Source organism: Chitinophaga hostae (genome assembly GCF_018224885.1).
Lineage (GTDB): Bacteria > Bacteroidota > Bacteroidia > Chitinophagales > Chitinophagaceae > Chitinophaga > Chitinophaga hostae.
Map to the genome: position 1 here is coordinate 106,181 of NZ_JAGTXB010000024.1, position 22,999 is coordinate 129,179.

Sequence of the window (22,999 nt, forward strand, 5' to 3'; positions counted from 1 at the left end):
CAAACAAAAAGCTCACTTCTGTAAAGGATATTTAACGGGGATTTACTGCCGTTGGATAAACTTAAAATCCCCGAAAATCTTTGTGATTAGGTTTAAAACGTGTAGGTTTGCCCCCGAATATAGCTGTTAAAAAATGGCCAGACATTGGTGGAAAGCATTAGCGATACTGCTTCTTTTATATGTAATTATCGCCGGGTTCACTGTTAAAATACCCATAATAGGAACCAATGGACAATCATCCCGCGGATTGTTCTTTCACGTACCGATGTGGATATGTATGTATACCATGTTCACCGTATCGATCATCTACTCCCTGCTTTATCTGTCGAAATATGATTTAAAGAAAGATGTAATTGCCGCCAGCGCTGCGGGAGTAGGCACCTTCTTTGGCGTATTGGGATTTGCTACGGGAACACTTTGGGCCACCTATACCTGGGGCGGTACGCTCACAGACGATCCTAAACAGATGTGTACAGCCATCGCCATCCTGATTTATATGGCTTACCTGGTACTCCGTATGTCTGTTCACGACCTCGACAAACGGGCACGCATATCCGCAGTTTTCAACATTTTTGCATTTGCCTTACTCATACCACTGACCTATATCATTCCCCGCATGGTGGATTCCCTGCATCCGGGAAGCGCCACTACGCCGGGTTTTGCATCAAAAGATACCGATGGCTCCATGAAAATGGTATTATATCCCGCGTTTATCGGCTGGACGCTCCTCAGCGTATGGATATTTTCACTGGTGGTACGTTATAAGAAATTACAGCTTAAAAATATTTTTAAATGATCAACAAAGCGTTTTCATTTTGCCTGACACTGGCCTTGCTCTTTATATCAGTACTGGCAAATGCACAACAGCAGAATACTGAAAAAGGACCTGTCAATGAATTCTTCCGCAGCAATGATAAAATATATGTGATCGTTGGCGTTTTAGTGATCATTTTTATTGGAATTGTGTTATTTCTTATCAGACTGGACCGGAAGATCGGTAAGCTGGAGGAAAGGGAGAAAAATAATCCATAATAGCATACAATCTAATCGTTATACCAAAACAATAATTTATGTCGCAAGATCAGCATTATAGCTTTTTCCAGAGTGTGGAGAAAAGCTTCGACAAAGCAGCTGCATTTACCAAATGGGACAAGGGTATCCTGGAGCAGATCAAAGCCTGCAATGCCGTTTACCAGATTAAATTCCCGGTAAGAATAGGCGATTCTGTACAGGTAATTGAAGCTTACCGTGTACAACATTCCCATCATAAACTTCCCTGTAAAGGTGGTATCCGCTTCAGCGATGAAGTGAACCAGGACGAAGTAATGGCGCTGGCATCCCTGATGACCTACAAATGTGCTATTGTAAACGTTCCTTTTGGCGGTGCCAAAGGCGGATTGAAGATCAATCCCCGCAACTATACCCCCTTCCAGCTGGAAGCAATTACCCGTCGCTATACCGCGGAACTCGTAAAGAAAAACTTTATCGGCCCTGGTACCGATGTTCCCGCTCCTGATTACGGAACCGGTGAAAGAGAAATGAGCTGGATACTCGATACCTATATGAGCTTACGCCCGGGAGAAATAGACGGTTACGGTTGTGTTACCGGTAAACCGGTATCACAGGGCGGTGTACGCGGTCGTACGGAAGCCACAGGACTGGGTGTGTTTTACGGTTTACGCGAATTGTGCAATATTAAGGAAGATATGGACCGTTTGGGGCTGACCACCGGTATTGAAGGTAAACGCGTAATAGTGCAGGGTATGGGTAACGTGGGTTACCATGCTGCCAAATATTTCCACGAAGCAGGTGCAAAAGTGATTTGCCTTATCGAGTGGGATGGTGCGATCTATAACGAACAGGGTATGAATCCTGATGAAGTACTGATGCACAAAAAAGCGACCGGTTCCATCGTGAACTTCCCGGGAGCCAGCAACCTGAATAAAAATACAGACGGCCTGGAGCTGGATTGCGAAATCCTGATTCCCGCTGCACTGGAAAATGTAATCGATAAACACAACGCGCCAAACGTAAAGGCGAAGATCATCGGGGAAGCTGCCAACGGTCCGTTAACACCGGAAGCAGATGAAATCCTGAATAAGAAAGGTGTGATCGTTGTTCCGGATATGTTCCTGAATGCCGGTGGTGTAACCGTTTCTTATTTCGAATGGCTGAAGAACCTGAGCCACGTGCGTTATGGCCGTTTGGGCAAGCGCTTTGATGAAAATATGAACATTCATATCCTGCAAACCATCGAAGACCTGACCGGGAAAAAAGTATCCGATCAGGAAAGGAAATTCATCGCGCATGGTGCAGATGAAGTGGACCTGGTTTACTCCGGTCTGGAAGAAACCATGCATGCTGCGCTCCATGAAGTGCGCGACGTAATGATGGCGAACCCGCAGATCCACGATATGCGTACAGCCGCTTACGTGGTTGCCATCAACAAAGTAGGTGCTGCTTATGAGCAACTGGGTATTTTCCCTTGATGCACAACGATAGGTAATTTTTGCAGAAGCCTCCGCCTTGGGCGGGGGCTTTTTTATGTGGGATTGTCTTGCCCAGGATTAACAGTGATTATGATGATTTTCAGGATTTTTTCTTTTTTGATTTTAAAAGATTCAGGAAGATCTAAAGCTGATAAATTCGCTTAGATCTTCCCGAATCTTTTAAAATCAGATTATAATCGCAAGAAAAAAATCCTGAAAATCATCATAATCACTGTTAATCCTGGGCAAGACAATCCGCTCAGGTAAATGCCGGCAACGCCGGCAAAAAGCGCCATTTCTGCTCAGCGCCTATATAATTGCCGCAAAAAGTGTTGGTGCCATTGGTGATCACCAGGTAGGTAGCCGGGATCACCATATTGTACCGGATCACCTGTTGCATGGTGTGTTCGCTGAGAGGGACGTTCATTTCCTTGCACTCCACCAGCATCCAGGGTTGGGCCGCACGATTGTAGATCACAATATCATATCGCTTCTTCAGTTCTCCCAGGAATATTTCCTTTTCAATACCAATCAGTGAAGCCGGGTATTGCATTACTTTTACGAGATAGTTCAGGAAATTTTGTCTTACCCATTCCTCCGGCGTAAGCACCACGTACTTTTTGCGGTAGCGGTCAAAGATCAGCTCTCTGCTGCCTTCTCTGGTAATCTTAAAATCCGGTGGGGGGAAGCTGATAGGAATCAAAGTGCAATTGATTTTAATACAAATACGAAGATAGTCTAATCCCGGTAGCTAAAAGCGAACCGGTAAAAGCAGATGTTAATCTTGCGTTTAGCGAACAAAACCTTATATTTGCTTGTCAAAAGGCTATGAAGACAAAAGAAGAAATTGTAGCTAACTGGCTTCCCCGCTACACGGGTGAGAAACTGACCGGGTTCGGTTCTCACATCCTCCTCACCAATTTCAGTAATTATGTGACCATGTTTGCCGAATGGAACAACGTAGACATCGTTGGGCAGGGCAGACCTATGCAATGCGCCACTGCAGGCGATATCACTATCATTAACTTCGGTATGGGGAGCCCGGGCGCGGCTACCGTAATGGACCTGCTGTCTGCCATCTCACCCAAAGCAGTATTGTTCCTGGGAAAATGCGGCGGACTGAAAAAGAAAAACAACATTGGTGACCTGATTCTTCCTATTGCGGCGATCCGGGGCGAGGGTACCAGCAATGACTATTTCCCGCCGGAAGTGCCTGCGCTGCCTGCATTTGCTTTGCAAAAGGCGATCTCCACCACCATCCGTGATTCCGGTTACGATTACTGGACAGGCACCTGTTACACCACCAACCGCAGGGTATGGGAGCATGATGCAGAGTTTAAGCTATACCTGGAAAAGATCAGGGCCATGGCAGTAGATATGGAAACAGCCACTATTTTCTCTGTTGGGTTTTATAATAAGATCCCTACAGGGGCATTGCTGCTGGTATCTGATCAGCCCATGGTACCGGAAGGTGTTAAAACGGAAGAAAGCGATAAGAAAGTAACCACCAAATATGTGGAGCGTCATCTCAAGGTTGGTATTGATTCGTTACAGAAGCTGATCGATAGTCACCTAACGGTGAAGCACCTGCGTTTTTAGAATTGTTGTATCTTCCCGGTATGCTTTCCACGCGGGTAGAGATACAGGATCTGGAGGTTGCCTTCCGGACTGGTCAAACAACAACAACAGCTGTTAATCGGATTTCCCTTTCCATTGGTAAGGGGGAAATAGTGGGTGTAGTAGGAGAATCCGGTTCGGGAAAATCCGTTACCGCCCTCTCGCTCATGCGACTGATAGATTTACCCGGCGTCATCTCCGGCGGAAAGATATTCTATGAGGCGGCAGGGGAGCCACCGGTAAACCTGCTACAGTTGCCGGACGACGTGATGCGCAGTTACCGGGGCAACGAGATCGCCATGATTTTCCAGGAGCCGATGACGGCGCTTAACCCCCTGCATACCTGTGGAGAACAGGTAGCAGAAGCGATCCGACTGCATCGCCGTAGTACCCGCAAAGCTGCGCGGGAACAGGTGACAGCCCTTTTTGAAAAAGTGAAACTCCCCGATCCTGCGGCTATCATGGATCGTTATCCACATGAACTTTCCGGAGGCCAGAAGCAACGCGTTATGATTGCGATGGCCATTTCCTGCCAGCCCCGGCTGCTGATCGCCGATGAACCCACTACCGCGCTGGATGTTACTGTCCAGAAAGCTATCCTGGAACTGCTCCGGGAGCTGCAGCAGCAAATGGATATGAGCGTAATTTTTATTACACACGACCTGGGCGTGGTGGCTGAAATAGCTACCCGTGTAGTGGTAATGTATAAAGGAAATATTGTGGAAGAAGGACCGGTGAAAGCCGTGTTCCGGCAACCGCAACATCCGTATACCAAAGGATTACTGGCCTGTCGTCCTCCGCTGGACAAGCGTTTGGTGAGATTGCCCGTGATCCGTGATTTTATGGAAACCGACTCACAGGGACAGATATACGAAAAAGCCGGCGTTATCGGGGAGTTGGTGCAATCGCTGGAGATTCCTGCGGCCGTTTTACGGCAACGGGAACAACAACTGGCTGCAGCGGTGCCTTTGCTCGAAGTTACAGGACTTAAAACCTGGTTCCCGGTTAAAAGAAGCATTACCGGCAAGGTATTGCAATGGTCGAAGGCTGTAGATGATGTGAGCTTTGAGGTACGGACGGGGGAAACCCTGGGCCTGGTGGGCGAATCGGGCTGTGGTAAAACCACGCTGGGGCGGTCGTTACTGCAACTGGTGCCGCCTACCGGGGGAAGTATCCTTTACCGGGGGCAGGAGCTGCGAAGCTTATCCGCTGCCGGTATGCGGGCATTGCGTAAGGATATGCAACTTATTTTCCAGGATCCGTATGCGTCGTTGAATCCGAGGCAAACCATAGGAGCGGCCATACTGGAGCCTATGCAGGTACATGGGCTGTATGGGAATGCGCGGCAGCAAAAGGGAAAAGTGCTGGAATTACTGGAGAAGGTAAACCTGCCGGCGGACTATTATAACCGCTATCCGCACGAGTTTTCGGGTGGGCAGCGTCAACGGATTGTTATCGCCCGCGCGCTGGCGGTGGAGCCTTCCTTTATTATCTGCGACGAATCCGTGGCAGCGCTGGATGTGAGCATACAGGCACAGGTGTTGAATTTGCTGATCCGTTTGCGGGAAGAACTGGGGTTCACCTGTATCTTCATTTCCCATGATCTTTCGGTAGTGCGGTTTATCAGCGACCGGATTATGGTGATGCAGCGAGGTAAGATGGTGGAAACCGGGGCGGCAGACGCGGTGTACAATCATCCGCAACATGCCTATACACAGCAGCTGATTGCGGCTATTCCTAAGGGAATATAATATATAATTATCTGATTATTATACTTTTCATATCATTTTTTGATGTTATAGATTATAATCGGTAACTTTGCACCTCTAAAAATTTATTCATACCGTAATATGAAACTATCACAGTTCAAATTCGATCTTCCTTTAAATCTGATCGCGCAGCACCCAACCAAGACAAGAGATGAATCACGTTTAATGGTGGTACATCGCAATACCGGTAAAATTGAGCACAAAGTATTCAAGGACATCCTCGGTTATTTCAATGACAAGGACGTAATGATTGTGAACAATACGAAGGTATTTCCTGCCAGGTTGTATGGCCGTAAAGAGAAAACAGGAGCAAAAATTGAAGTATTCCTGCTGCGTGAGCTGAACAAGCAAAACCGTTTATGGGATGTAATTGTTGACCCGGCCCGTAAGATCCGGGTAGGCAACAAACTGTATTTTGGCGATGATGAGACGCTGGTTGCAGAGGTAATTGATAACACGACTTCAAGAGGCCGTACTATCCGTTTCTTATTTGAGGGTAACGACGAGGAGTTCAAACAGGTGCTGGATCAGCTGGGTGAAACTCCGTTGCCTAAGTATATTAAACGTAAGCCGGAAGATGAGGATAAAGAGCGTTATCAGACTGTATATGCCAAGTACGAAGGCGCTGTGGCTGCACCTACTGCAGGTTTGCACTTCAGCCGCGAGTTGATCAAGCGTTTGGAAATCAAAGGTGTTAAGTTTGCAGAAGTAACGCTGCACACAGGTTTAGGTACTTTCCGTCCTATTGAGGTAGAAGACCTGAGCAAACACAAAATGGATGCGGAGTATTTTCATATTGAAGAACACGCTGTGAAAGTGGTGAACAAGGCTAAGGAAGAGAACCGTAAGATCTGTGCGATCGGTACCACCTCAGTACGTGCGGTAGAATCTTCTGTTACAGCGCAAAACCACCTGAAAGCAGCTGAGGGATGGACTAACACGTTCATTCATCCGCCGTACGAATTTGCTATTCCAAATGCGTTGGTAACTAACTTCCACCTGCCTAAGACCAGTTTACTGATCATGACCTGTGCATTCGCAGGATATGATCTGATTATGGAAGCTTATCAGCAGGCGATCAAAGAAAAATACCGTTTCTTCAGCTATGGCGATGCCATGCTGATCGTTTAAAAAATTACGAATTACGAATGATGAATTCCAAATTACACACCCGTAATTTGGAATTCATCATTCGTAATTCTTTTTTATATGGAATATAAAAAAGTAGCGATCATTGTTGCCGGAGGTTCCGGTACCCGGATGCAGAACGCTGTTCCAAAACAGTTCCTGGATCTGTCCGGGAAGCCCATACTATACCACACGATAGCCGCTTTTGCCGTAGCATTTCCGGACATGGAAGTTGTACTGGTATTGCCGGAAGCTCATTTCACGTTTGCCAATCATTTATTGCAGGCATTTGATTCCCTGCCGGCCATTACTATTGTAAAAGGAGGGGAAACCCGTTTTCATTCGGTAAAGAACGGCTTGCAACAGGTAAAAGAACCGGCGGTGGTGTTTGTGCATGACGGTGTACGTCCGTTGGTGTCTGCAACGTTGATCCGTGCCTGTTATGAAGCCGCACTTAGCCATGGCAGCGCTATTCCTGTGATTGATATAAAAGATAGTATCAGGGAGATATCTGCCGGCAGCAATGCGGCGGTGAACCGTGATCGTTTCAAAATTATTCAGACCCCGCAAACATTCCTTTCTGATTTGATCCTGCCCGCCTTTGAGCTGCCTTATGATCCGTTATTTACGGATGAAGCAACGGTGGTGGAGCGACTGGGGCATCCCGTGCACCTGGTGGCAGGAGAGGAGGCTAATATCAAAATTACCAAACCACTGGACCTCACTATTGCTGAGGCGTTGTTGAAAGACAGGGGATAGGTTGCTAACTACGTAGTTACGTTACCGTTATTCACCTGCTTTTAAAGCCTGCAGCCGATGCTTTTGCGGTATCTGCAAAATAAACATCTGCGGTTATCAACCGGTTGGTGAATGTATCGCAGTTGGTATGACTGCCTGCGCCCGAAAATATCTGTCCTATAATGATGACGTGTTCAAACCTGATGCTTTGTTTGGTGAGCCAGGTGGCTACAGTGTCGTTGTTGGTGGTCAGCGCCTTGCCCCAGGGGTCATTGCAAAGTGTTTCCTTATATCGCATTTCCCTGGTAACAACCGGAGGGTCTTTAAAACAGGATGCAAGTAACAAAGCTGCTGTCAGTACAAAAAGAATACCTTTCATAACTATCGGTTGTTGTATGAAAACGTGCTGACAGCGGCTTTTGTTACAATGCTGATTATTTTGCGGCGGCTGTTTCGGACAGGCCTTTATTTATTTTCGCAAGGATCTGATGTGCTACATCCATTGCCTGCAGGCCATCGATAGCGTTTACTGCTACCGGTTTGTTTTGCAGGATGCTGTCGCGGAACATTTCCAGCTCCATGCGGATAGCGTTGGATTGTTTTATTTCCGGGTTATCGATCGCGATGGTTTTTTTACCATTATTGGTTTCGATATCGAGGGTAAACAGGCCTTCGTCTTCCGGTGTTTTCAGTTTAATGATTTCTGCTTTTTTATCCAGGAAGTCGATGCCGATGTAGGCATCTTTCTGGAAGAGGCGCATTTTGCGCATTTTTTTCAGGGAGATCCGGCTCGAAGTAAGGTTGGCTACGCAGCCGTTATGGAATTCTATGCGTACGTTGGCAATATCCGGGGTATCGCTCATTACAGCTACGCCACTGGCGGAAATGCGGCTCACAGTCGACTTTACGATGCTGAGTATAATATCGATATCATGGATCATGAGATCCAGGATCACGCTTACATCAGTACCACGGGGATTGAATTCTGCCAGACGGTGTACTTCGATGAACATGGGCTTCAGATCATAGCCTCTTAATGCGAGAAAGGCCGGGTTGAAGCGTTCCACATGGCCTACCTGGAATTTGATATTGGCTTCATCCACCAGTTTTACCAGGGTTTTGGCCTCATCCATGGTGTTGGTCATGGGTTTTTCCACAAATATGTGTTTGCCATTCCGGATGGCTAGTTCACATAATTTGAAATGCAGGGTGGTAGGGGCCACAATATCGATGGCATCTACTATCTGTATCAGTTCTTCCGCTATGGTGAAACGCGGAATATTATATTGCTCGGAAATGCTGGCGGCATTTGCGTTGTTCGGATCGTAGAAGCCCACTACCTCTACGTCTTTCATGGTGGCCAGTTGAGAGAGGTGTATTTTACCTAAATGTCCTACGCCGAAGAGTCCTATTTTGAGCATATGGAAAATGAATAAATATGTGCGAAAGTAAACAAATATCATCATCTCATATCATCCCTTCTTCCGCGAGGCTGCAATAGCCCGTTTCGGAAACAATGATATGGTCCAATACGTCAATATCAAAGAGGCGTCCTACCTCTTTTATTTTATGCGTAATGCGGATATCTGCCTGGCTGGGGCGGAGACTGCCGGAAGGGTGGTTATGGCAGAGTAGCAGTTTGGTGGCATTGGCATCGAGTGCTTCCCGGAAAATTATGCGGGGATCCACTACGGTGCTGGTGATGCCCCCGCTGCTGATGCAGCGGTAACGGAGTACTTTATTGGCGTGGTTGAGGAACATCACATAAAATGTTTCAAAGCACTGATCAGCCAGCAGGGGTTTGAAAAACAGGGCGGCATCTGCGCCGCTGCTGATAATTGTTTTTTTATGAATGGACCCTGCCTGTCGCCTGCGGGCCAGTTCCATGGCGGCTAAAACGGTGACAGCCTTGGCGGCGCCCATACCATCGAGTTTTTGCAGTTGTTGTACGTTTACCTTCCCGAGCTCTGACAGGTTATTGTGAGCAAGGCGCAGGATTTCTGTAGCGAGCTCGATGGCTGATTTCTTCTTATGCCCGGTATGGAGTAAAATGGCCAGCAGTTCGGCATCGCTGAGCGCAGCCGCACCAATATTGACTAGTTTTTCTCTGGGTCTTTCATTTTCGGGCCATTGGTGAATGGCCAGGCGGGGAGCTGGTTTAACGTTAACAAACATGACTTAAATTCCATTTATCCAAATATAAAGAAAGAATTACGGATTACGAATTACGGATTAGCAGGTAGATATAACTGAAGCCTGGCTGCGCGTTTTATCTGCTAATCCGTAATTCGTAATTCGTAATCCGTAATTCTTTCTGTATATTGGGTACCGATCGTTATGAGAATTTTTCGGGACGCGATACCTTTCCGAATAGTTTGATACATTGTGAATTATAGTTATTGTAAAATAACTATATGACCTGTGTTTTAAAAAAAATCAGGCAGGTACTCCCAAAAATCATAGTTTTGCAACCTCTTTTCCACTAGTATCTAGTATGCAACCTTCAGTAAAAATTTTCACAGGCAACAGCAATCCGGCACTGGCCGAGAAAATTGCCAAGAAGTTTGGCAAGGGTCTTAATGGCGGTCTTGGCAAAGTAAAAATCCAGAAATTCAGCGATGGCGAAATCCAGCCCGTTTTCCTGGAAAGTATCCGTGGCGATTATGTTTTCCTTATCCAGGGAACCAGTGCGCCATCAGATAACCTGCTGGAACTGTTGTTGATGGTCGACGCCGCCAAGCGGGCTTCCGCCGGCTACATTACAGCAGTGATCCCCTATTTTGGCTATGCGCGCCAGGACAGAAAAGATAAGCCCCGTGTGGCTATCGGTTCTAAATTAATCGCCAATTTGTTGACTTCTGCGGGTGTTAACAGGGTGATAACCATGGACTTACATGCTCCGCAGATCCAGGGCTTCTTCGATATCCCGGTAGACCATCTGGATAGCTCAGCTATTTTTATTCCTTATATAGAGAATTTAAAGCTAGAAAATCTTACCTTTGCGTCCCCTGACGTGGGTAGCACCAATAGGGTGCGTGAAGTAGCGTCCTACTTTAATGCTGAGATGGTTATTTGCGATAAACATCGTAAACGTGCCAACGAAATAGCATCCATGGTAGTGATAGGAGATGTAACCAACAGGGATATAGTGCTCATTGACGATATCTGTGATACTGCAGGCACACTTTCCAAAGCCGCTAACTTATTAATAGAAAAAGGGGCCAGGAGCGTACGTGCATTTTGTACCCATCCCGTATTCAGCGGCAATGCGTACGAAAACATCCAGAACTCAGTGTTGGAAGAGATAGTGGTATGTGATACCATTCCTATCAAACCACAGGGGCCGGAATCAAAGATCAAGGTAGTTTCAGTTGCAGAGCTTTTTGCGGTAGCCATCCGTAATATGCACGAAAACAAATCAATTACCAGTCTGTTTATCCACAGCCACCGCAGGGGAGATTGATAACGTATTTTAATAATCAATATAAATTGTCTAAACAATGAAAACAATAACCATCGAAGGACAACTCAGGAGCGAATTCGGCAAAAAAGCCACCCGCCAGATCCGTTCTGAGGAAAAAGTGCCTTGCGTTATTTACGGGGGTGCAGAAACTGTTAATTTTTCAGCTCCTGCAAAAGCATTCAAAAACCTGGTATACACTGCCGAATTCCAGATCGCAGAAGTTAAACTGGGCGCTAAAACTTACAGATGCGTATTAAAAGATCTGCAGTTTGACGTAGTTACTGATGCCCTGGCTCACATCGATTTCATGGAGCTGGTGGAAGACAAACAGGTATCGGTTACCCTGCCTATCAAACTGGTTGGTCAGTCTGTTGGTGTTAAAGCCGGTGGTAAACTGGTTAGCAAACTGAAAGCGCTGAAAGTAAAAGCTTTACCTAAGCACCTGGTTGAAAATATCGAAGTAAACATCGATAACCTGGAACTGAATGCTAACATTCGTGTTGAAGACGTGAAAATTGAAGGTGTTGAAATCACCAACTCTCCACGTATTCCTATCGCTTCTGTGGTAATGACCCGTCAGCTGCGTCAGGAAGAAGCAACTGCTGAAAAAGACGCTAAAAAGAAATAATCTTTTAGAAATATTTTTCCAAAAGGCCTCTCTACTTGTAGAGGGGCTTTTTAGTTTGGAATTACAAATTACCAATTACGGATTTTCAGGACGATTTTCCGTAATTATCTTCTCACAAATCCGTAATCCGTAATCCGTAATTCGTAATTTTCTCAAATGAAATATTTAATAGCAGGTTTAGGCAATATCGGCGATGAATATAAACACACCCGGCATAATATCGGGTTTGATGTGGCCGATGCTTTTGCTGCCAAACATAAGGCTGCTTTCAATAACGACCGGCTGGCCGACGTGGCCGAATGTAAGTGGAAAGGGAAAACCTTTATCGTGATAAAACCCACTACCTATATGAACCTTAGCGGCCGGGCCATCAAATACTGGCTGGATAAGGAAAAGATCCCGGTGGAAAACCTGCTAGTGATCCTGGACGACCTCGCCCTTCCGCTGGAGGTGATCCGGCTGCGGCCCGGTGGCAGCGACGCGGGGCACAATGGTCTGAAAAGTATACAGGAATCATTAGGCACCAACCAGTATCCCCGTTTGCGTTTCGGCGTGGGTAACAACTATCCCAAAGGCCGGCAGGTGGAATTTGTGCTCAGCAAATGGAAAAATACAGAGGAACCCGTAGTGCAGGAAAAAATTAATAAAAGCACAGAAATTATTGAGAATTTTGCGAGTATTGGCATTGCCCGTACTATGAATGAATGCAACAAGCTAACTTTTCTGTTGTAATGTGAATATGAGCGCTGATACCCGTCTGTTTTTTTTATCTTTTAAATCAAACGCATTATGAAAATTATTTGCGTAGGCAGGAACTATGCCGACCATGCCAAAGAATTAAAGAACGAAGTGCCCGCTGAGCCGGTATTGTTTATGAAACCCAAAAATGCACTGTTGCAGAATGGTCATCCCTTTTACTACCCGGAATTTACCAGCAACCTGCATTACGAATGTGAATTGGTATTGAGGGTAAGCAAGAATGGTAAGCATATACAGGAAAAGTTCGCAGATAAATACTATGACCATATGTCTGTGGGTATTGACTTTACAGCAAGAGACCTGCAGGATAAACAAAAAGCAAAAGGATTGCCCTGGGAAATAGCCAAGGCCTTCGATAACTCCGCTGTGGTGGGCAATTTTATACCTATTGCCCCTGATCTGGATAAGAAAGACATTAACTTCTGCTTATATAAGAATAAAGAACTGGCGCAGTCTGGCAATACCCAGGACCTGCTGTTTTCGTTTGACTTCCTGGTAGCTTATATTTCCCGTTTCTTTACCCTCAACATCGGCGACCTCATTTTTACGGGGACCCCGGCTGGTGTTGGGCCTGCAGAAATCGGAGATGGATTTGAAGCGTTTATTGAAAATGACAGCCTGCTGGAATTTTCCGTGAAGTAGTTTTTTCTTGCCCAGGATTAACGGTGATTTTGATGATTCCAAGGATTTTTTCTTTTTTGATTTTAAAAGATTCGGGAAGATCTAAGCGGATAAATTTGCTTAGATCTTCCCGAATCTTTTAAAATCAAATTATAATCACAAGGAAAAATCCTTGGAATCATCAAAATCACCGTTAATCCTGGGCAAGAAAAAACCCGGGTTAAGACAAGTTATGGGATATTGGCATAAATCGTATCCAGTATCCTGGTCAGTTCCGCATAATCCGTTTCGGTCAGCGTTTTCCAGCCAATTTTTCGCATATCATACACCAGTGACCGCACATCTTTATATTTATCCACACCGGCCGGGGTGAGCTGCAGGTATACTTTACGGCGGTCCTGTACATCAGCTTCCCGCTTCACTAATCCTTTTTTCACCAGTAGTTCTATAATCCGCGAAATGGTGGTAATATCCTTAGAGGTATTACGGGCCAGCTCGTTATGGGTGGTTTTTTTATGTTTATAAAGGTTCTCGATTAACAACCATTGATCCACTGTAATGTCCTTCTGCTGGGCATCAAACATCTTTTGCCAATAGTTGCGTAATTTTTTGAGCGTAGCATCCAACTTAAAAAAAGATGGATTACTGACGAAAGTATCAGTCATATTATTTAATTTGCATTAGCAACTGTTGCTATGGCAACTATTGTTTTTAAATTACCATCATCACCAAAACAGTCTTATTGTGTTTAAAGATAGCACAAGCGTTTCAACTTTAAAAGCGCCGGCCTCCGACCAGGGGGGAAACAGCGGCGAAATGGCTGATTTATTAACCGCCTGGCGCCTGATGTGTGAGGCTGGCAGTATGGCCGCTACCTATGAAGCTAACAGGGCCATCTGCAAATACGTTCACTCCACTTCCCGCGGGCATGAAGCCATACAAATAGCCACAGGACTGCAATTACGGCCATGGGACTTTGTGAGTCCCTATTACCGGGATGAAAGCATGTTATTGGCCATGGGCTTTACCCCCTATCAGCTGATGCTGCAATTACTGGCTAAAGGAGATGATCCGTTTTCTGCCGGCAGGTCTTATTACAGTCATCCCAACAGCCGGGAGGCAGATAAACCGCAAATCCCGCATCAAAGCAGCGCCACCGGCATGCAGGTAATCCCTACTACCGGGATTGCCCAGGGAGTACAATACCTGGAGCAGATACAGTCCACCCTGCTGAAAACAGGACCTGGAGGAGAGCTCCCCGTGGTAGTTTGCTCACTCGGCGATGGCAGCGTAACGGAGGGAGAGGTTAGCGAAGCCCTGCAATTTGCCGTATTGAAGCAACTACCCATTATTTACCTCGTACAGGACAATGACTGGGGTATTTCCGCTACCGCAGCAGAAGTACGCACTATGGACGCCTATGAGTATGCAGCCGGCTTTAAAGGCCTGGAGCGCATGCGGGTGGATGGCAGTGACTTCACCGCCAGTTACGCCGCTATAGAAACTGCCATCAGTTATGTAAGACAGGAACGCCGCCCTATTTTGGTGCAAGCCAACGTGCCGTTGCTGGGGCATCATACCTCAGGGGTACGTAAGGAATGGTACCGTACAGCGGAAGACCTGGAAAAACACGCTGCCAACGATCCGGTTCCCAAACTGCGCGCATTGCTGGAAAAACATGGGGTTGCTGCCGGAGTACTCGACCAGATCGCGCAAACTGCTGTAACCGATATACAAACTGCTTTTGACAAAGCGGTTCAGGCGCCGGAACCCGCCCTTGAAAGCGTGGAGGAGCACATATTTGCCCCGGTTGCGGTTACCACCGAAAGCGGGCAACGAACACCGGACAGTAAAACAAAGGTGGTGATGGTGGATGCCGCTTTACACGCGGTAGAGGAAATCATGCAACAATATCCTGAAGCCATATTTTTCGGACAGGACGTAGGACGCAGACTGGGGGGCGTTTTCCGGGAAGCGGCAACACTCGGCGATAAATTTGGCGCTCATCGTGTATACAACACCGCTATACAGGAAGCGTATATTATAGGCGCCACTGCGGGACTTTCTGCCGCAGGCGTAAAACCTATTGTAGAAGTACAGTTTGCGGATTATATCTATCCCGGATTTAACCAGCTGGTAACGGAGATATCGAAGTCCTGTTATTTAACTAATGGCAAATACCCGGTGCAAACATTGATCCGGGTGCCTATCGGCGCCTATGGCGGCGGGGGACCTTATCATTCCGGCAGTGTGGAATCTACCCTGCTGAGCATCAAAGGTATTAAGGTAGTGTACCCTTCCAACGCAGCGGATATGAAAGGACTGATGAAAGCTGCCTTTCTCGATCCTAACCCGGTGGTGATGCTGGAACATAAAGGACTGTACTGGAGCAAAGTACCCGGCACACTGGAAGCCATGATGGTGGAACCTGCGGCCGATTATGTATTGCCAATGGGTAAAGGTAATGTGGTACAACATGCACACCCTAAAGATGTGGCACAGGGAAACGCATTATGTGTAATCACCTACGGCATGGGAGTGTACTGGGCTAAGGCCGCTGCCAAAGCCTTTCCCGGGAATGTTACCATCGTGGATCTGCGTACGCTGTTTCCATTAGACGAAGCGCTGGTTTTTGATATGGTACAAAAACATGGAAAATGCCTGATCCTCACGGAAGAACAACTTAACAACTCTTTTGCGCAGGCGCTCGCAGGCCGTATCCAGAAAGCATGTTTCCGTTTTTTGGATGCTCCCGTGTTTACTGTTGGTGCGCTCGACTTACCTGCCGTACCGCTGAATACCGGGCTGGAAGCAGCGATGCTGCCTGGTCCCGCCAAAGTGGAAGCAGCCATAAGAGAATTACTCAGCTATTAGCAATAGCAAAGACCAGCTTGTCATGTTTGTTCCAATTTTGTTAAAACGGGTTGGCAACAGGTAAAAGCTACTCCATTCTTCCTATCTTTTAATGATGAAAGCCAATGTTACTGACCTGGAGATAGAGCAGCAGCTATTACCGTTATTTGATACAACCGGGAATCCCTTCGCCAGGCGGGCATTAGCCCATGTGTTGCTCGAACTTCCATCCGCGCAGGAAGCCGTGTATGAAAGACAACAACTCATTCAATCATTCATAAATAACGGTTACGTATATACGAAAATTGAATATTCCAAGCAGGATTTTGAAGAAGTACTACACACTTTTTCCCGTATAAACGATCAATATTATTATTACGACAGCAACCAGGTAATTGCCACTGTGCAGCTGCTATGGCGCCGGCGTTACCGGCATTCCATGAGGAGCAGGCTGGCACAGCTGGCGCTGTTTATGGAAAAAATGGATCTGTATTTCGAGCAGGTAGATCCTGCACTTTTTCCGGTGGTATTTGGTGAACGGCTGGTGGCATTGAAACAATATCTTTCTATGTTTCATGCGGTTGACATAGCAAAGCGTATCCGCAAAGATCGGTTTGGCGTAAAGGACCAGTTATTTTTGCTGGACCTGCTGAACCGGAGAATAGCAGCAAACGCTGCAAACATGCATTGGGAAACCTTTTATGCGTATGAAGCGTGGTTGTCGCTGGCGCAGGGTATGATAAAACATGCTTTTGTATTTCCCACCTTTGCAGAGGGAGGATTGCAGCTGAAAGATTTTTATCATCCGGCGTTAAAGCATCCCGTGAAAAATGACCTGGAAGTAAATGATACTGTGATGTTGCTGACAGGGCCTAATATGTCGGGGAAGTCTACCTTGCTAAAAGCATTGGGCATTTGTATTTACCTGGCCCACGCCGGCGTGGGAGTGCCTGCGCGTTATTGCCGGTTACCTTATTTTGATTCCATTACGGTGATCATTAATTTATCTGATGACCTGAAACATGGTTACAGCCATTTTATGATGGAAGTGCAGCACCTGAAAAACGTAGTACAGGAGGCCGGTTCAGGCAAACGTTGTTTTGCGGTATTTGATGAATTGTTCAGGGGGACCAATGTAGATGATGCCCTGGATATTTCGCAGCAAACGATCAGCGGACTTAATCGTTTCAGGGGTAGTTTTTTTGTCGTCTCCACACATCTGTACCAGTTACAACCATTGTTGCCGGAAATCAATGCGTGGTATATCGATTGTAAGTTAAAAGACCATTCACCGCAGTTCCTTTACCGGTTAAAGCCGGGATGGTCTGATTTGAAAATAGGACGGATTATTTTTGAGAAGGAAGGATTGCCGGCGTTACTGCAAAAAAACGGATAGGGAAAACCCTAAAGCAGCCTGCTATTTGACCGTTTTACGGGTGTTGCCAAAGGTGAAGTTAACGGTGGTGGTTAGCCGCTTCATCGCAATCGCTAACTGGTTCTCCACTGTTTTCACAGAAAGGTTCATTACTTCTGCCACTTCTTTGTATTTCATACCATTTTGTTTTATCAGCGTAAATACCATTTTACATTTAGGAGGAAGCTGCTGGATGGTAAATTCCATTTTCCGGATCATTTCTGCGGAAATCATTAGTTGCTCGGGATCACTGTCGAACGCGATATTTACTTTTTCTTCTTCCGGGAAGTATACCTGCTTTGATATGGCTTGTTTGCGTAGATAGTCGATGGCCTTATTTTTTGCAACGACAAAAAGATATACCTGCGGGTTTTTTATATGGCCCAATGATTGCCTTTTTTGCCAGCAATGCATAAAAACATCGTTGGTAATTTCTTCAGCGACTTCCCTGGAATGCGTGAGTGTGTACGAGAAACGGAGCAGCGTCACGAAGAAATGATCATAAAACGCCCTGAAGGCCGCCTGATCATTGTTCACTGTGATGTTGCTAAAAAGACTATTGATGGTACACTGATCCATTCCTTTTATACGCTGATAATGGTTGCAAATTATATAACGTAGATTATGCTAAAGTTAACAAAATATTTTATCCGCACTGTTTTTTTGTATCTGATGTTATTTTCAACAAAATTGACACTCTTTTAGCCCCGAATACTTCACTGGTATGGATATTTCCTTTTTCATCTATTTCCCGCAATTATTTTTTTTCTTTTTTGGGGGTTTTGGGATTTCTTTTCGTCCTTCTGTTATAATTCGCACAAAAATTAAATGACCGAGCATTACCGGATAGAAATATTAATGGCAAGGAAACTGGCAGGAGAAGCATCGTTTGATGAGCTAACAGAGCTGGATGCGTTATTGAGCCGGTACCCGGAACAGCAGTACGCCTATACTATTGTGGCAGATATCAATGCAGTACGCGAAAGCAAGGCATTCTCGGCTGCGGAGGAGCAACAATTATTACAGCGCGGACAGGCCAATATTTCCCGGCTGATGGAAGAACCGGGGCCGGTGGTGAAACGGATGTTTCCATGGAAACACGCTGTCAGCATAGCTGCCGGTATTCTCGTTGTAGCCGCCGTTTACTGGACCTGGCAGCTGCCACAACAAAATAGTTACCGTAATGAGGTGGTCACTAAAACAGGTTCCAAAACTTCGGTGGTACTGCCGGACGGTACCAGCGTGGTACTGAACGCATGCAGCCAGCTACGGTACGATGTGAATAAATTCCTGGAAGGCGACCGCGAAGTGATGCTTACCGGGGAAGCATTTTTCGACGTAAAACATGATCCTCATCATCCTTTTATCATCAAGGCAGAACAGGTAAATATCAAAGTATTAGGTACCGTTTTCAATGTGAAAGCATATAAGGAAGATGCTACCGTGGAAACCACCCTGATGAGTGGAAAAGTGGAGGTCAGCTTTACGGAAAGTGGTACCTCCAAAGGAAAAGTAGTAGTGCTGGAGCCTGAACAGAAATTAATCATTGATAAAAAAAATATAAGTACTTCCGCCACAGCATCAACAGGTAATTCCAACCACCATTTCTCCATTGCGCCCGCCAAAATAAGGCCGGAGGAACAGCCATCAACAGCGCCAACAACAGCCTGGATGAACGACAGGTTTGAATTTGATAAAGTTACGTTCGAGGATTTGTCTCATGACCTGGAACGGTGGTATAATGTTACCGTCCGGTTCAGAAATGAGAAGTATAAAAATGAAGTATTCACAGGCGCCTTCCGGAAACAAAGCATGGAAGAGGTATTACAGGCATTGCAATTAATGTCAGGATTTCAGTATGAAGTAAACAGCAGGGAAAATGTTGTTTACATATGGTAATCATCTGATTAAATAATCATTCATGAACTAATAAATCAATATCGCTTTTTTATTGCTGAAGGCAAATAAAAAAGGGAAATGCTCGAACATTCCCCTTTTCAAATGCCGGATAAACAACTAAACCGATTCTACAAAATCAGGTAATGGCCTAATTATTTAACCTAACGAAACAAATTTATGAAAAAAAGTTATTGGTGGCCTTCTAATATTCCCAGGCGGAATATCGGGAAACTATTACTGCGTATGAAATTAACATCTGTTTTACTTTGTGCTGGTTTCCTGCAGCTAAGTGCACATGGGTTTTCCCAGGAGAAGATCAGTGTTGATTATAAAAATATCAACATTGCCAAGCTCCTGGATCTTATCGGAAAGCGTAGCGATTATACAATCCTGTATAAGAACAATACCATTCCTGATAAAAAAATAGCGATCAGCATGGATAATGCCCCGGTAAAAGAAGTACTGGACAAGGCATTGGAAGGGACCTCTCTTCGCTATAAAGTGATGCCCAATAACCTGATCGTTATCCTGAAAGCAGGAGAAATAGCGAAAACAATACGGATAGAAGGGGTTGTAAAAGATGACCAGGGGCAGCCGCTGATTGGCGTTACCGTGTTGGTAAAAGGAACTGCTACCGGCGCCAAAACGGATGTCAACGGCCATTATTCGATAGAAGTACCTGAAAATTCAACGCTGGAGTTTTCCTATATCGGTTATGAAACGCGGCAATTGCAGTTAAAGGAAAGCGGTAATTATGCCATCGTCATGAAGCCTAATGAAAATGGTTTGAACGAAGTGGTGGTAGTAGGTTATGGAAAGCAGAAGCGGGTGAACCTTAGCGGTGCGGTGGACAATGTTTCAGGAAAAGCATTGGAGAGCCGTCCGATCACCAATGTGGGAACCGGTTTGCAAGGGCTCATTCCTAACCTTAACATTACTATCAACAACGGCCGATCCTCTTCCGCTCCCGGCTTCAATCTTCGTGGTTATACCTCGCTGAATGGTGGTGAGCCGTTTATCCTGGTAGACAATATACCTTTTTCGGCTGCCGAGGTGTCAAGACTGAATCCCGCCGATGTAGAAAGCGTAACGGTACTGAAAGATGCTGCTTCTGCGGCTATTTACGGCGCCCGTGCTGCGTTCGGGGTAGTGCTGATCACCACCAAAACGGCTAAAGACGGACGGCTGGCAGTAGCTGTAAACGCTAATTACGCCTCCCGCTCGCTGGGCTCGGTGCCTGATATTATTACCGACCCGCTGGTGACTATGCAGATGAAACATGACGCTGCCACGCCACTATATGATCTGTATCCTGACGCCGTAAGAGCCTATGCCGCACAGCGTTCCAAAGATCCTTCGCTGCCTGCTGTTATTGTAGATCCAACCAACAGGAATGCCTGGTCTTATTTTGGCACTACCGACTGGCTGCATGAAGTATATAATAAATCAGCGCCGGCATATACGGCTAATTTCAGCATCGCCAGGGGAGATGATAAATTGAATTATTATTTATCCGGAGAATATTACAAACAGGATGGAATGCTGAGAACCAATCCTGATATCTATACACGTTATAACCTGCGTGGAAAAGCAACCTATACTTTTAACGATCGTTTTAAACTGGGAACTAATACGGTATATACCAATATGACGTATGACCAGCCGTCTAATGCCACCGACTACCTGTTTTTCCATAACGCCAACCGTACTCCTTCGTTATCTGTTCCCAAAAACCCGGACGGTACCTGGACTTCAGACGGTGCGGCCTTGCTGGGTAAATTGCAAAGTGGCGGCCGGAATAACAGCAACCTGGGTGAGTTCATGACCACATTTAACACGGAGATTGCGCTGGTTAAAAAGGTATGGACCCTGAAGGGAGATGCTACCTTCCGTCGCAGCAACGGTATGGGCAAATCATATAATATCCCTGTAGCCTACCGCACAGGTCCTGATCAGCCGTTTCAATATACCGATGGTAATCAGTCCGGCGCCTCCAACAGTGCCTATCAGTCGAAATACAATGTATACAACGTATACTCTGATTTCAGCAAAACATTTAACAAGCATGAGTTAGGTGTACTCGTTGGTTTCAACCAGGAATATTTCTATACAAACAGTATCAGTGCCAGCGCCAAAGGATTGATCAGTCCTGATTTCCCAACTACTGCATTGGCTACCGGCGCCGTTACGCAAGGCCAAACGATCAGCGACTGGGCTGTACGAGGCATATTTTACCGGGTAAACTATGCTTTTGATGATAAGTACCTGCTGGAGCTGAATGGCCGTGAAGACGGATCTTCCCGCTTTCCTTCCAATAAACGTTGGGGCTTCTTCCCGTCGGCATCTGCTGCATGGGTACTGTCCAAAGAAAAGTTCTTAAAGCCGGTGTTTGATGCTGCCAGCATCGACCTGTTCAAATTACGCGCTTCCTACGGATCACTGGGCGATCAGCAATGGTCTAACTATGGCTACCTGGCTACCATGAATTCAGGTACTCTGAGCACTATCCTGGATGGAAAGCAGCCGATTGCGGTGTATAAGCCCAATCCCGTTACACCTACCTATACCTGGCAAAAGGTACGGTCTATCAATGGTGGCGTGGATATGGCCATGCTGAAAGAAAGACTGACTGTCAGCTATGATCGCTATACCCGCTTTACTGAAGGAATGTTTATCAAAAGCAAAACATTGCCCGCAGTATATGGCGCCCCAGAACCGCGCACGAATGCTGCTAACCTGAAAACAAGAGGACAGGAGCTGAGTGTTCTCTGGCACGACCAGTTTAACATCAACAAAAATCCATTCTCCTACAGTGTGAAATTTTCGCTGGCGGATAGCCGTACTTTCATCACGAAGTATGATAACCCGGTGGGTAACCTGGGAGATTACTACGTGGGTCAGGAAATTGGAGAGATATGGGGGCTGGAAACAGAAGGATTTTTCCAGAATGAAGAAGAGCTGAAAAATCATCCCAATCAAACCAAGGTGGGTTCAGATGATCAGGGATATAAGTTTTATGTGGGTGACCTGAAGTTCCGCGACCTGAATCAAGATGGTGAAATAAGCTACGGGAAAAATACCCTGGCTGATCATGGCGACAGACGCATTATTGGTAATAACAGTGTGCGCTTCCCATACAGCTTTGATCTTTCTGCTGCTTACAAGGGATTTGACGTACGCGGCTTTTTCCAGGGCATTGGTAAAAGAGATTGGTATCCCGGCGCCAGCAATCACTACTTCTGGGGTATTTATGCACAGCCATGGGCAAACGTGCAGGTGCAGAATATGGATCACTGGACTCCTGAAAATCCAAATGGCTACTTCCCCCGCGTAAAATCATATATCGCGGAAGATGCATCCGAACTGGGCGCACCTCAAACACGGTACCTGCAGAATGCTGCTTACCTGAGATTGAAGAACGTAACGCTCGGTTATACACTTCCCCGCAACCTGACTGATAAAATGAAAATTGCACGTTTAAGGTGCTACTTCAGTGCAGAGAACATCTTCACGGTGTCTCACCTGAAAGCAGACATTGACCCTGAAGGGTTGGACGGTACTATTTATCCGTTTCAGAAAACTTATTCGTTTGGTTTGAATATGAATTTTTAATGTGTTCTA

Annotated in this window: 21 protein-coding genes; 15 read left to right on the top strand and 6 right to left on the bottom strand. The window is 46.0% G+C overall.

The features are described 5' to 3' along the window. Positions 1-133: 133 nt before the first annotated feature. Genes ccsA through KE626_RS30545 form a run of 3 tightly spaced genes read left to right on the top strand, consistent with a single transcriptional unit; the run spans position 134 to position 2,489 of the window. Positions 134-796, top strand: coding sequence for a cytochrome c biogenesis protein CcsA (gene ccsA, locus KE626_RS30535; protein WP_211976867.1), 663 nt, complete (start codon positions 134-136; stop codon positions 794-796). Then, on the top strand, positions 793-1,032 hold the full coding sequence (locus KE626_RS30540; protein ID WP_211976868.1) for a CcmD family protein: 240 nt from the start codon (positions 793-795) through the stop codon (positions 1,030-1,032). The genes ccsA and KE626_RS30540 overlap by 4 nt, the downstream gene beginning before the upstream one ends. Before the next feature lie 38 nt (positions 1,033-1,070). After that, positions 1,071-2,489, top strand: a complete 1,419-nt coding sequence (locus tag KE626_RS30545) for a Glu/Leu/Phe/Val family dehydrogenase (protein ID WP_211976869.1) — start codon at positions 1,071-1,073, stop codon at positions 2,487-2,489. A 259-nt stretch (positions 2,490-2,748) separates the two neighbouring features. On the opposite strand, the gene KE626_RS30550 is transcribed toward KE626_RS30545, so the two are convergent. After that, positions 2,749-3,192 (bottom strand): type I restriction enzyme HsdR N-terminal domain-containing protein, encoded by a 444-nt coding sequence (locus KE626_RS30550; RefSeq protein WP_211976870.1) that lies wholly within the window; start codon positions 3,190-3,192, stop codon positions 2,749-2,751. A 125-nt stretch (positions 3,193-3,317) separates the two neighbouring features. Here KE626_RS30550 and KE626_RS30555 point away from each other — a divergent pair, with 125 nt between their 5' ends. The 4 genes from KE626_RS30555 (at position 3,318) to KE626_RS30570 (ending at position 7,762) form a co-directional block, all read left to right on the top strand. Then, a complete protein-coding gene (locus KE626_RS30555; protein WP_211976871.1) occupies positions 3,318-4,088 on the top strand; it encodes an AMP nucleosidase in 771 nt (256 codons plus the stop codon). A gap of 20 nt (positions 4,089-4,108) precedes the next feature. Further along, the gene (locus tag KE626_RS30560; protein WP_211976872.1) at positions 4,109-5,857 is read left to right on the top strand and encodes an ABC transporter ATP-binding protein; all 1,749 of its coding nucleotides are present in this window, start codon (positions 4,109-4,111) and stop codon (positions 5,855-5,857) included. Between the two features lie 99 nt (positions 5,858-5,956). Beyond that, positions 5,957-7,006, top strand: coding sequence for a tRNA preQ1(34) S-adenosylmethionine ribosyltransferase-isomerase QueA (gene queA, locus KE626_RS30565; RefSeq protein ID WP_211976873.1), 1,050 nt, complete (start codon positions 5,957-5,959; stop codon positions 7,004-7,006). Between the two features lie 78 nt (positions 7,007-7,084). Beyond that, complete coding sequence (locus tag KE626_RS30570) at positions 7,085-7,762, top strand: 2-C-methyl-D-erythritol 4-phosphate cytidylyltransferase (protein ID WP_211976874.1); 678 nt, start codon at positions 7,085-7,087, stop codon at positions 7,760-7,762. Between the two features lie 31 nt (positions 7,763-7,793). Here KE626_RS30570 and KE626_RS30575 read toward each other — a convergent pair whose 3' ends face one another. From KE626_RS30575 to radC, 3 genes are read right to left on the bottom strand one after another with little or no spacing between them, the layout of a single operon-like run. Continuing rightward, positions 7,794-8,120, bottom strand: coding sequence for a hypothetical protein (locus KE626_RS30575; protein ID WP_211976875.1), 327 nt, complete (start codon positions 8,118-8,120; stop codon positions 7,794-7,796). 55 nt (positions 8,121-8,175) lie between these two features. After that, the gene (locus KE626_RS30580; RefSeq protein ID WP_211976876.1) at positions 8,176-9,162 is read right to left on the bottom strand and encodes a Gfo/Idh/MocA family protein; all 987 of its coding nucleotides are present in this window, start codon (positions 9,160-9,162) and stop codon (positions 8,176-8,178) included. Between the two features lie 46 nt (positions 9,163-9,208). Continuing rightward, positions 9,209-9,916: a RadC family protein gene (radC, locus tag KE626_RS30585; RefSeq protein WP_211976877.1), complete on the bottom strand. Its 708-nt coding sequence runs from the start codon at positions 9,914-9,916 to the stop codon at positions 9,209-9,211. A 319-nt stretch (positions 9,917-10,235) separates the two neighbouring features. Here radC and KE626_RS30590 point away from each other — a divergent pair, with 319 nt between their 5' ends. The 4 genes from KE626_RS30590 to KE626_RS30605 all read left to right on the top strand — a co-directional run bounded on the left by KE626_RS30590 (position 10,236) and on the right by KE626_RS30605 (position 13,233). Then, entirely contained in the window at positions 10,236-11,204 is a 969-nt protein-coding gene (locus tag KE626_RS30590) for a ribose-phosphate pyrophosphokinase (protein ID WP_211976878.1), read from the top strand. A gap of 37 nt (positions 11,205-11,241) precedes the next feature. Next, a complete protein-coding gene (locus KE626_RS30595; RefSeq protein ID WP_211976879.1) occupies positions 11,242-11,832 on the top strand; it encodes a 50S ribosomal protein L25 in 591 nt (196 codons plus the stop codon). A 156-nt stretch (positions 11,833-11,988) separates the two neighbouring features. Next, positions 11,989-12,564, top strand: a complete 576-nt coding sequence (gene pth / locus KE626_RS30600) for an aminoacyl-tRNA hydrolase (protein WP_211976880.1) — start codon at positions 11,989-11,991, stop codon at positions 12,562-12,564. A 57-nt stretch (positions 12,565-12,621) separates the two neighbouring features. Next, a complete protein-coding gene (locus KE626_RS30605) occupies positions 12,622-13,233 on the top strand; it encodes a fumarylacetoacetate hydrolase family protein (protein WP_211976881.1) in 612 nt (203 codons plus the stop codon). Positions 13,234-13,442: 209 nt separating this feature from the next. Here the strand turns inward: KE626_RS30605 and KE626_RS30610 are convergent, their stop codons facing one another. Further along, entirely contained in the window at positions 13,443-13,877 is a 435-nt protein-coding gene (locus tag KE626_RS30610; protein ID WP_211976882.1) for a MarR family winged helix-turn-helix transcriptional regulator, read from the bottom strand. A 151-nt stretch (positions 13,878-14,028) separates the two neighbouring features. Between KE626_RS30610 and KE626_RS30615 the strand changes: the two genes are divergently transcribed. Next, positions 14,029-16,086 carry an alpha-ketoacid dehydrogenase subunit alpha/beta gene (locus KE626_RS30615; protein ID WP_211976883.1) on the top strand — a complete coding sequence of 686 codons (2,058 nt, stop codon included), beginning with the start codon at positions 14,029-14,031 and terminating at the stop codon, positions 16,084-16,086. A 91-nt stretch (positions 16,087-16,177) separates the two neighbouring features. Then, positions 16,178-17,461: a MutS-related protein gene (locus KE626_RS30620; protein ID WP_211976884.1), complete on the top strand. Its 1,284-nt coding sequence runs from the start codon at positions 16,178-16,180 to the stop codon at positions 17,459-17,461. A gap of 21 nt (positions 17,462-17,482) precedes the next feature. On the opposite strand, the gene KE626_RS30625 is transcribed toward KE626_RS30620, so the two are convergent. Beyond that, on the bottom strand, positions 17,483-18,058 hold the full coding sequence (locus KE626_RS30625; RefSeq protein ID WP_211976885.1) for an RNA polymerase sigma-70 factor: 576 nt from the start codon (positions 18,056-18,058) through the stop codon (positions 17,483-17,485). A 249-nt stretch (positions 18,059-18,307) separates the two neighbouring features. Here KE626_RS30625 and KE626_RS30630 point away from each other — a divergent pair, with 249 nt between their 5' ends. Together KE626_RS30630 and KE626_RS30635 are read left to right on the top strand one after the other, a co-directional pair. Beyond that, positions 18,308-19,378, top strand: a complete 1,071-nt coding sequence (locus KE626_RS30630) for a FecR family protein (RefSeq protein ID WP_211976886.1) — start codon at positions 18,308-18,310, stop codon at positions 19,376-19,378. A 177-nt stretch (positions 19,379-19,555) separates the two neighbouring features. Further along, positions 19,556-22,990 (top strand): SusC/RagA family TonB-linked outer membrane protein, encoded by a 3,435-nt coding sequence (locus KE626_RS30635; protein ID WP_211976887.1) that lies wholly within the window; start codon positions 19,556-19,558, stop codon positions 22,988-22,990. Positions 22,991-22,999: the final 9 nt, after the last annotated feature.

Excerpts from the sequence above, each read along its gene's own strand:
- ccsA (WP_211976867.1), top strand. The coding sequence starts at position 134 with ATGGCCAGACATTGGTGGAAAGCATTAGCGATACTGCTTCTTTTATAT.
- KE626_RS30540 (WP_211976868.1), top strand. The coding sequence starts at position 793 with ATGATCAACAAAGCGTTTTCATTTTGCCTGACACTGGCCTTGCTCTTT.
- KE626_RS30545 (WP_211976869.1), top strand. The coding sequence starts at position 1,071 with ATGTCGCAAGATCAGCATTATAGCTTTTTCCAGAGTGTGGAGAAAAGC.
- KE626_RS30555 (WP_211976871.1), top strand. The coding sequence starts at position 3,318 with ATGAAGACAAAAGAAGAAATTGTAGCTAACTGGCTTCCCCGCTACACG.
- KE626_RS30560 (WP_211976872.1), top strand. The coding sequence starts at position 4,109 with ATGCTTTCCACGCGGGTAGAGATACAGGATCTGGAGGTTGCCTTCCGG.
- queA (WP_211976873.1), top strand. The coding sequence starts at position 5,957 with ATGAAACTATCACAGTTCAAATTCGATCTTCCTTTAAATCTGATCGCG.
- KE626_RS30570 (WP_211976874.1), top strand. The coding sequence starts at position 7,085 with ATGGAATATAAAAAAGTAGCGATCATTGTTGCCGGAGGTTCCGGTACC.
- KE626_RS30575 (WP_211976875.1), bottom strand. The coding sequence starts at position 8,120 with ATGAAAGGTATTCTTTTTGTACTGACAGCAGCTTTGTTACTTGCATCC.
- KE626_RS30580 (WP_211976876.1), bottom strand. The coding sequence starts at position 9,162 with ATGCTCAAAATAGGACTCTTCGGCGTAGGACATTTAGGTAAAATACAC.
- radC (WP_211976877.1), bottom strand. The coding sequence starts at position 9,916 with ATGTTTGTTAACGTTAAACCAGCTCCCCGCCTGGCCATTCACCAATGG.
- KE626_RS30590 (WP_211976878.1), top strand. The coding sequence starts at position 10,236 with ATGCAACCTTCAGTAAAAATTTTCACAGGCAACAGCAATCCGGCACTG.
- KE626_RS30595 (WP_211976879.1), top strand. The coding sequence starts at position 11,242 with ATGAAAACAATAACCATCGAAGGACAACTCAGGAGCGAATTCGGCAAA.
- pth (WP_211976880.1), top strand. The coding sequence starts at position 11,989 with ATGAAATATTTAATAGCAGGTTTAGGCAATATCGGCGATGAATATAAA.
- KE626_RS30605 (WP_211976881.1), top strand. The coding sequence starts at position 12,622 with ATGAAAATTATTTGCGTAGGCAGGAACTATGCCGACCATGCCAAAGAA.
- KE626_RS30610 (WP_211976882.1), bottom strand. The coding sequence starts at position 13,877 with ATGACTGATACTTTCGTCAGTAATCCATCTTTTTTTAAGTTGGATGCT.
- KE626_RS30615 (WP_211976883.1), top strand. The coding sequence starts at position 14,029 with ATGGCTGATTTATTAACCGCCTGGCGCCTGATGTGTGAGGCTGGCAGT.
- KE626_RS30620 (WP_211976884.1), top strand. The coding sequence starts at position 16,178 with ATGATGAAAGCCAATGTTACTGACCTGGAGATAGAGCAGCAGCTATTA.
- KE626_RS30625 (WP_211976885.1), bottom strand. The coding sequence starts at position 18,058 with ATGGATCAGTGTACCATCAATAGTCTTTTTAGCAACATCACAGTGAAC.
- KE626_RS30630 (WP_211976886.1), top strand. The coding sequence starts at position 18,308 with ATGACCGAGCATTACCGGATAGAAATATTAATGGCAAGGAAACTGGCA.
- KE626_RS30635 (WP_211976887.1), top strand. The coding sequence starts at position 19,556 with ATGAAAAAAAGTTATTGGTGGCCTTCTAATATTCCCAGGCGGAATATC.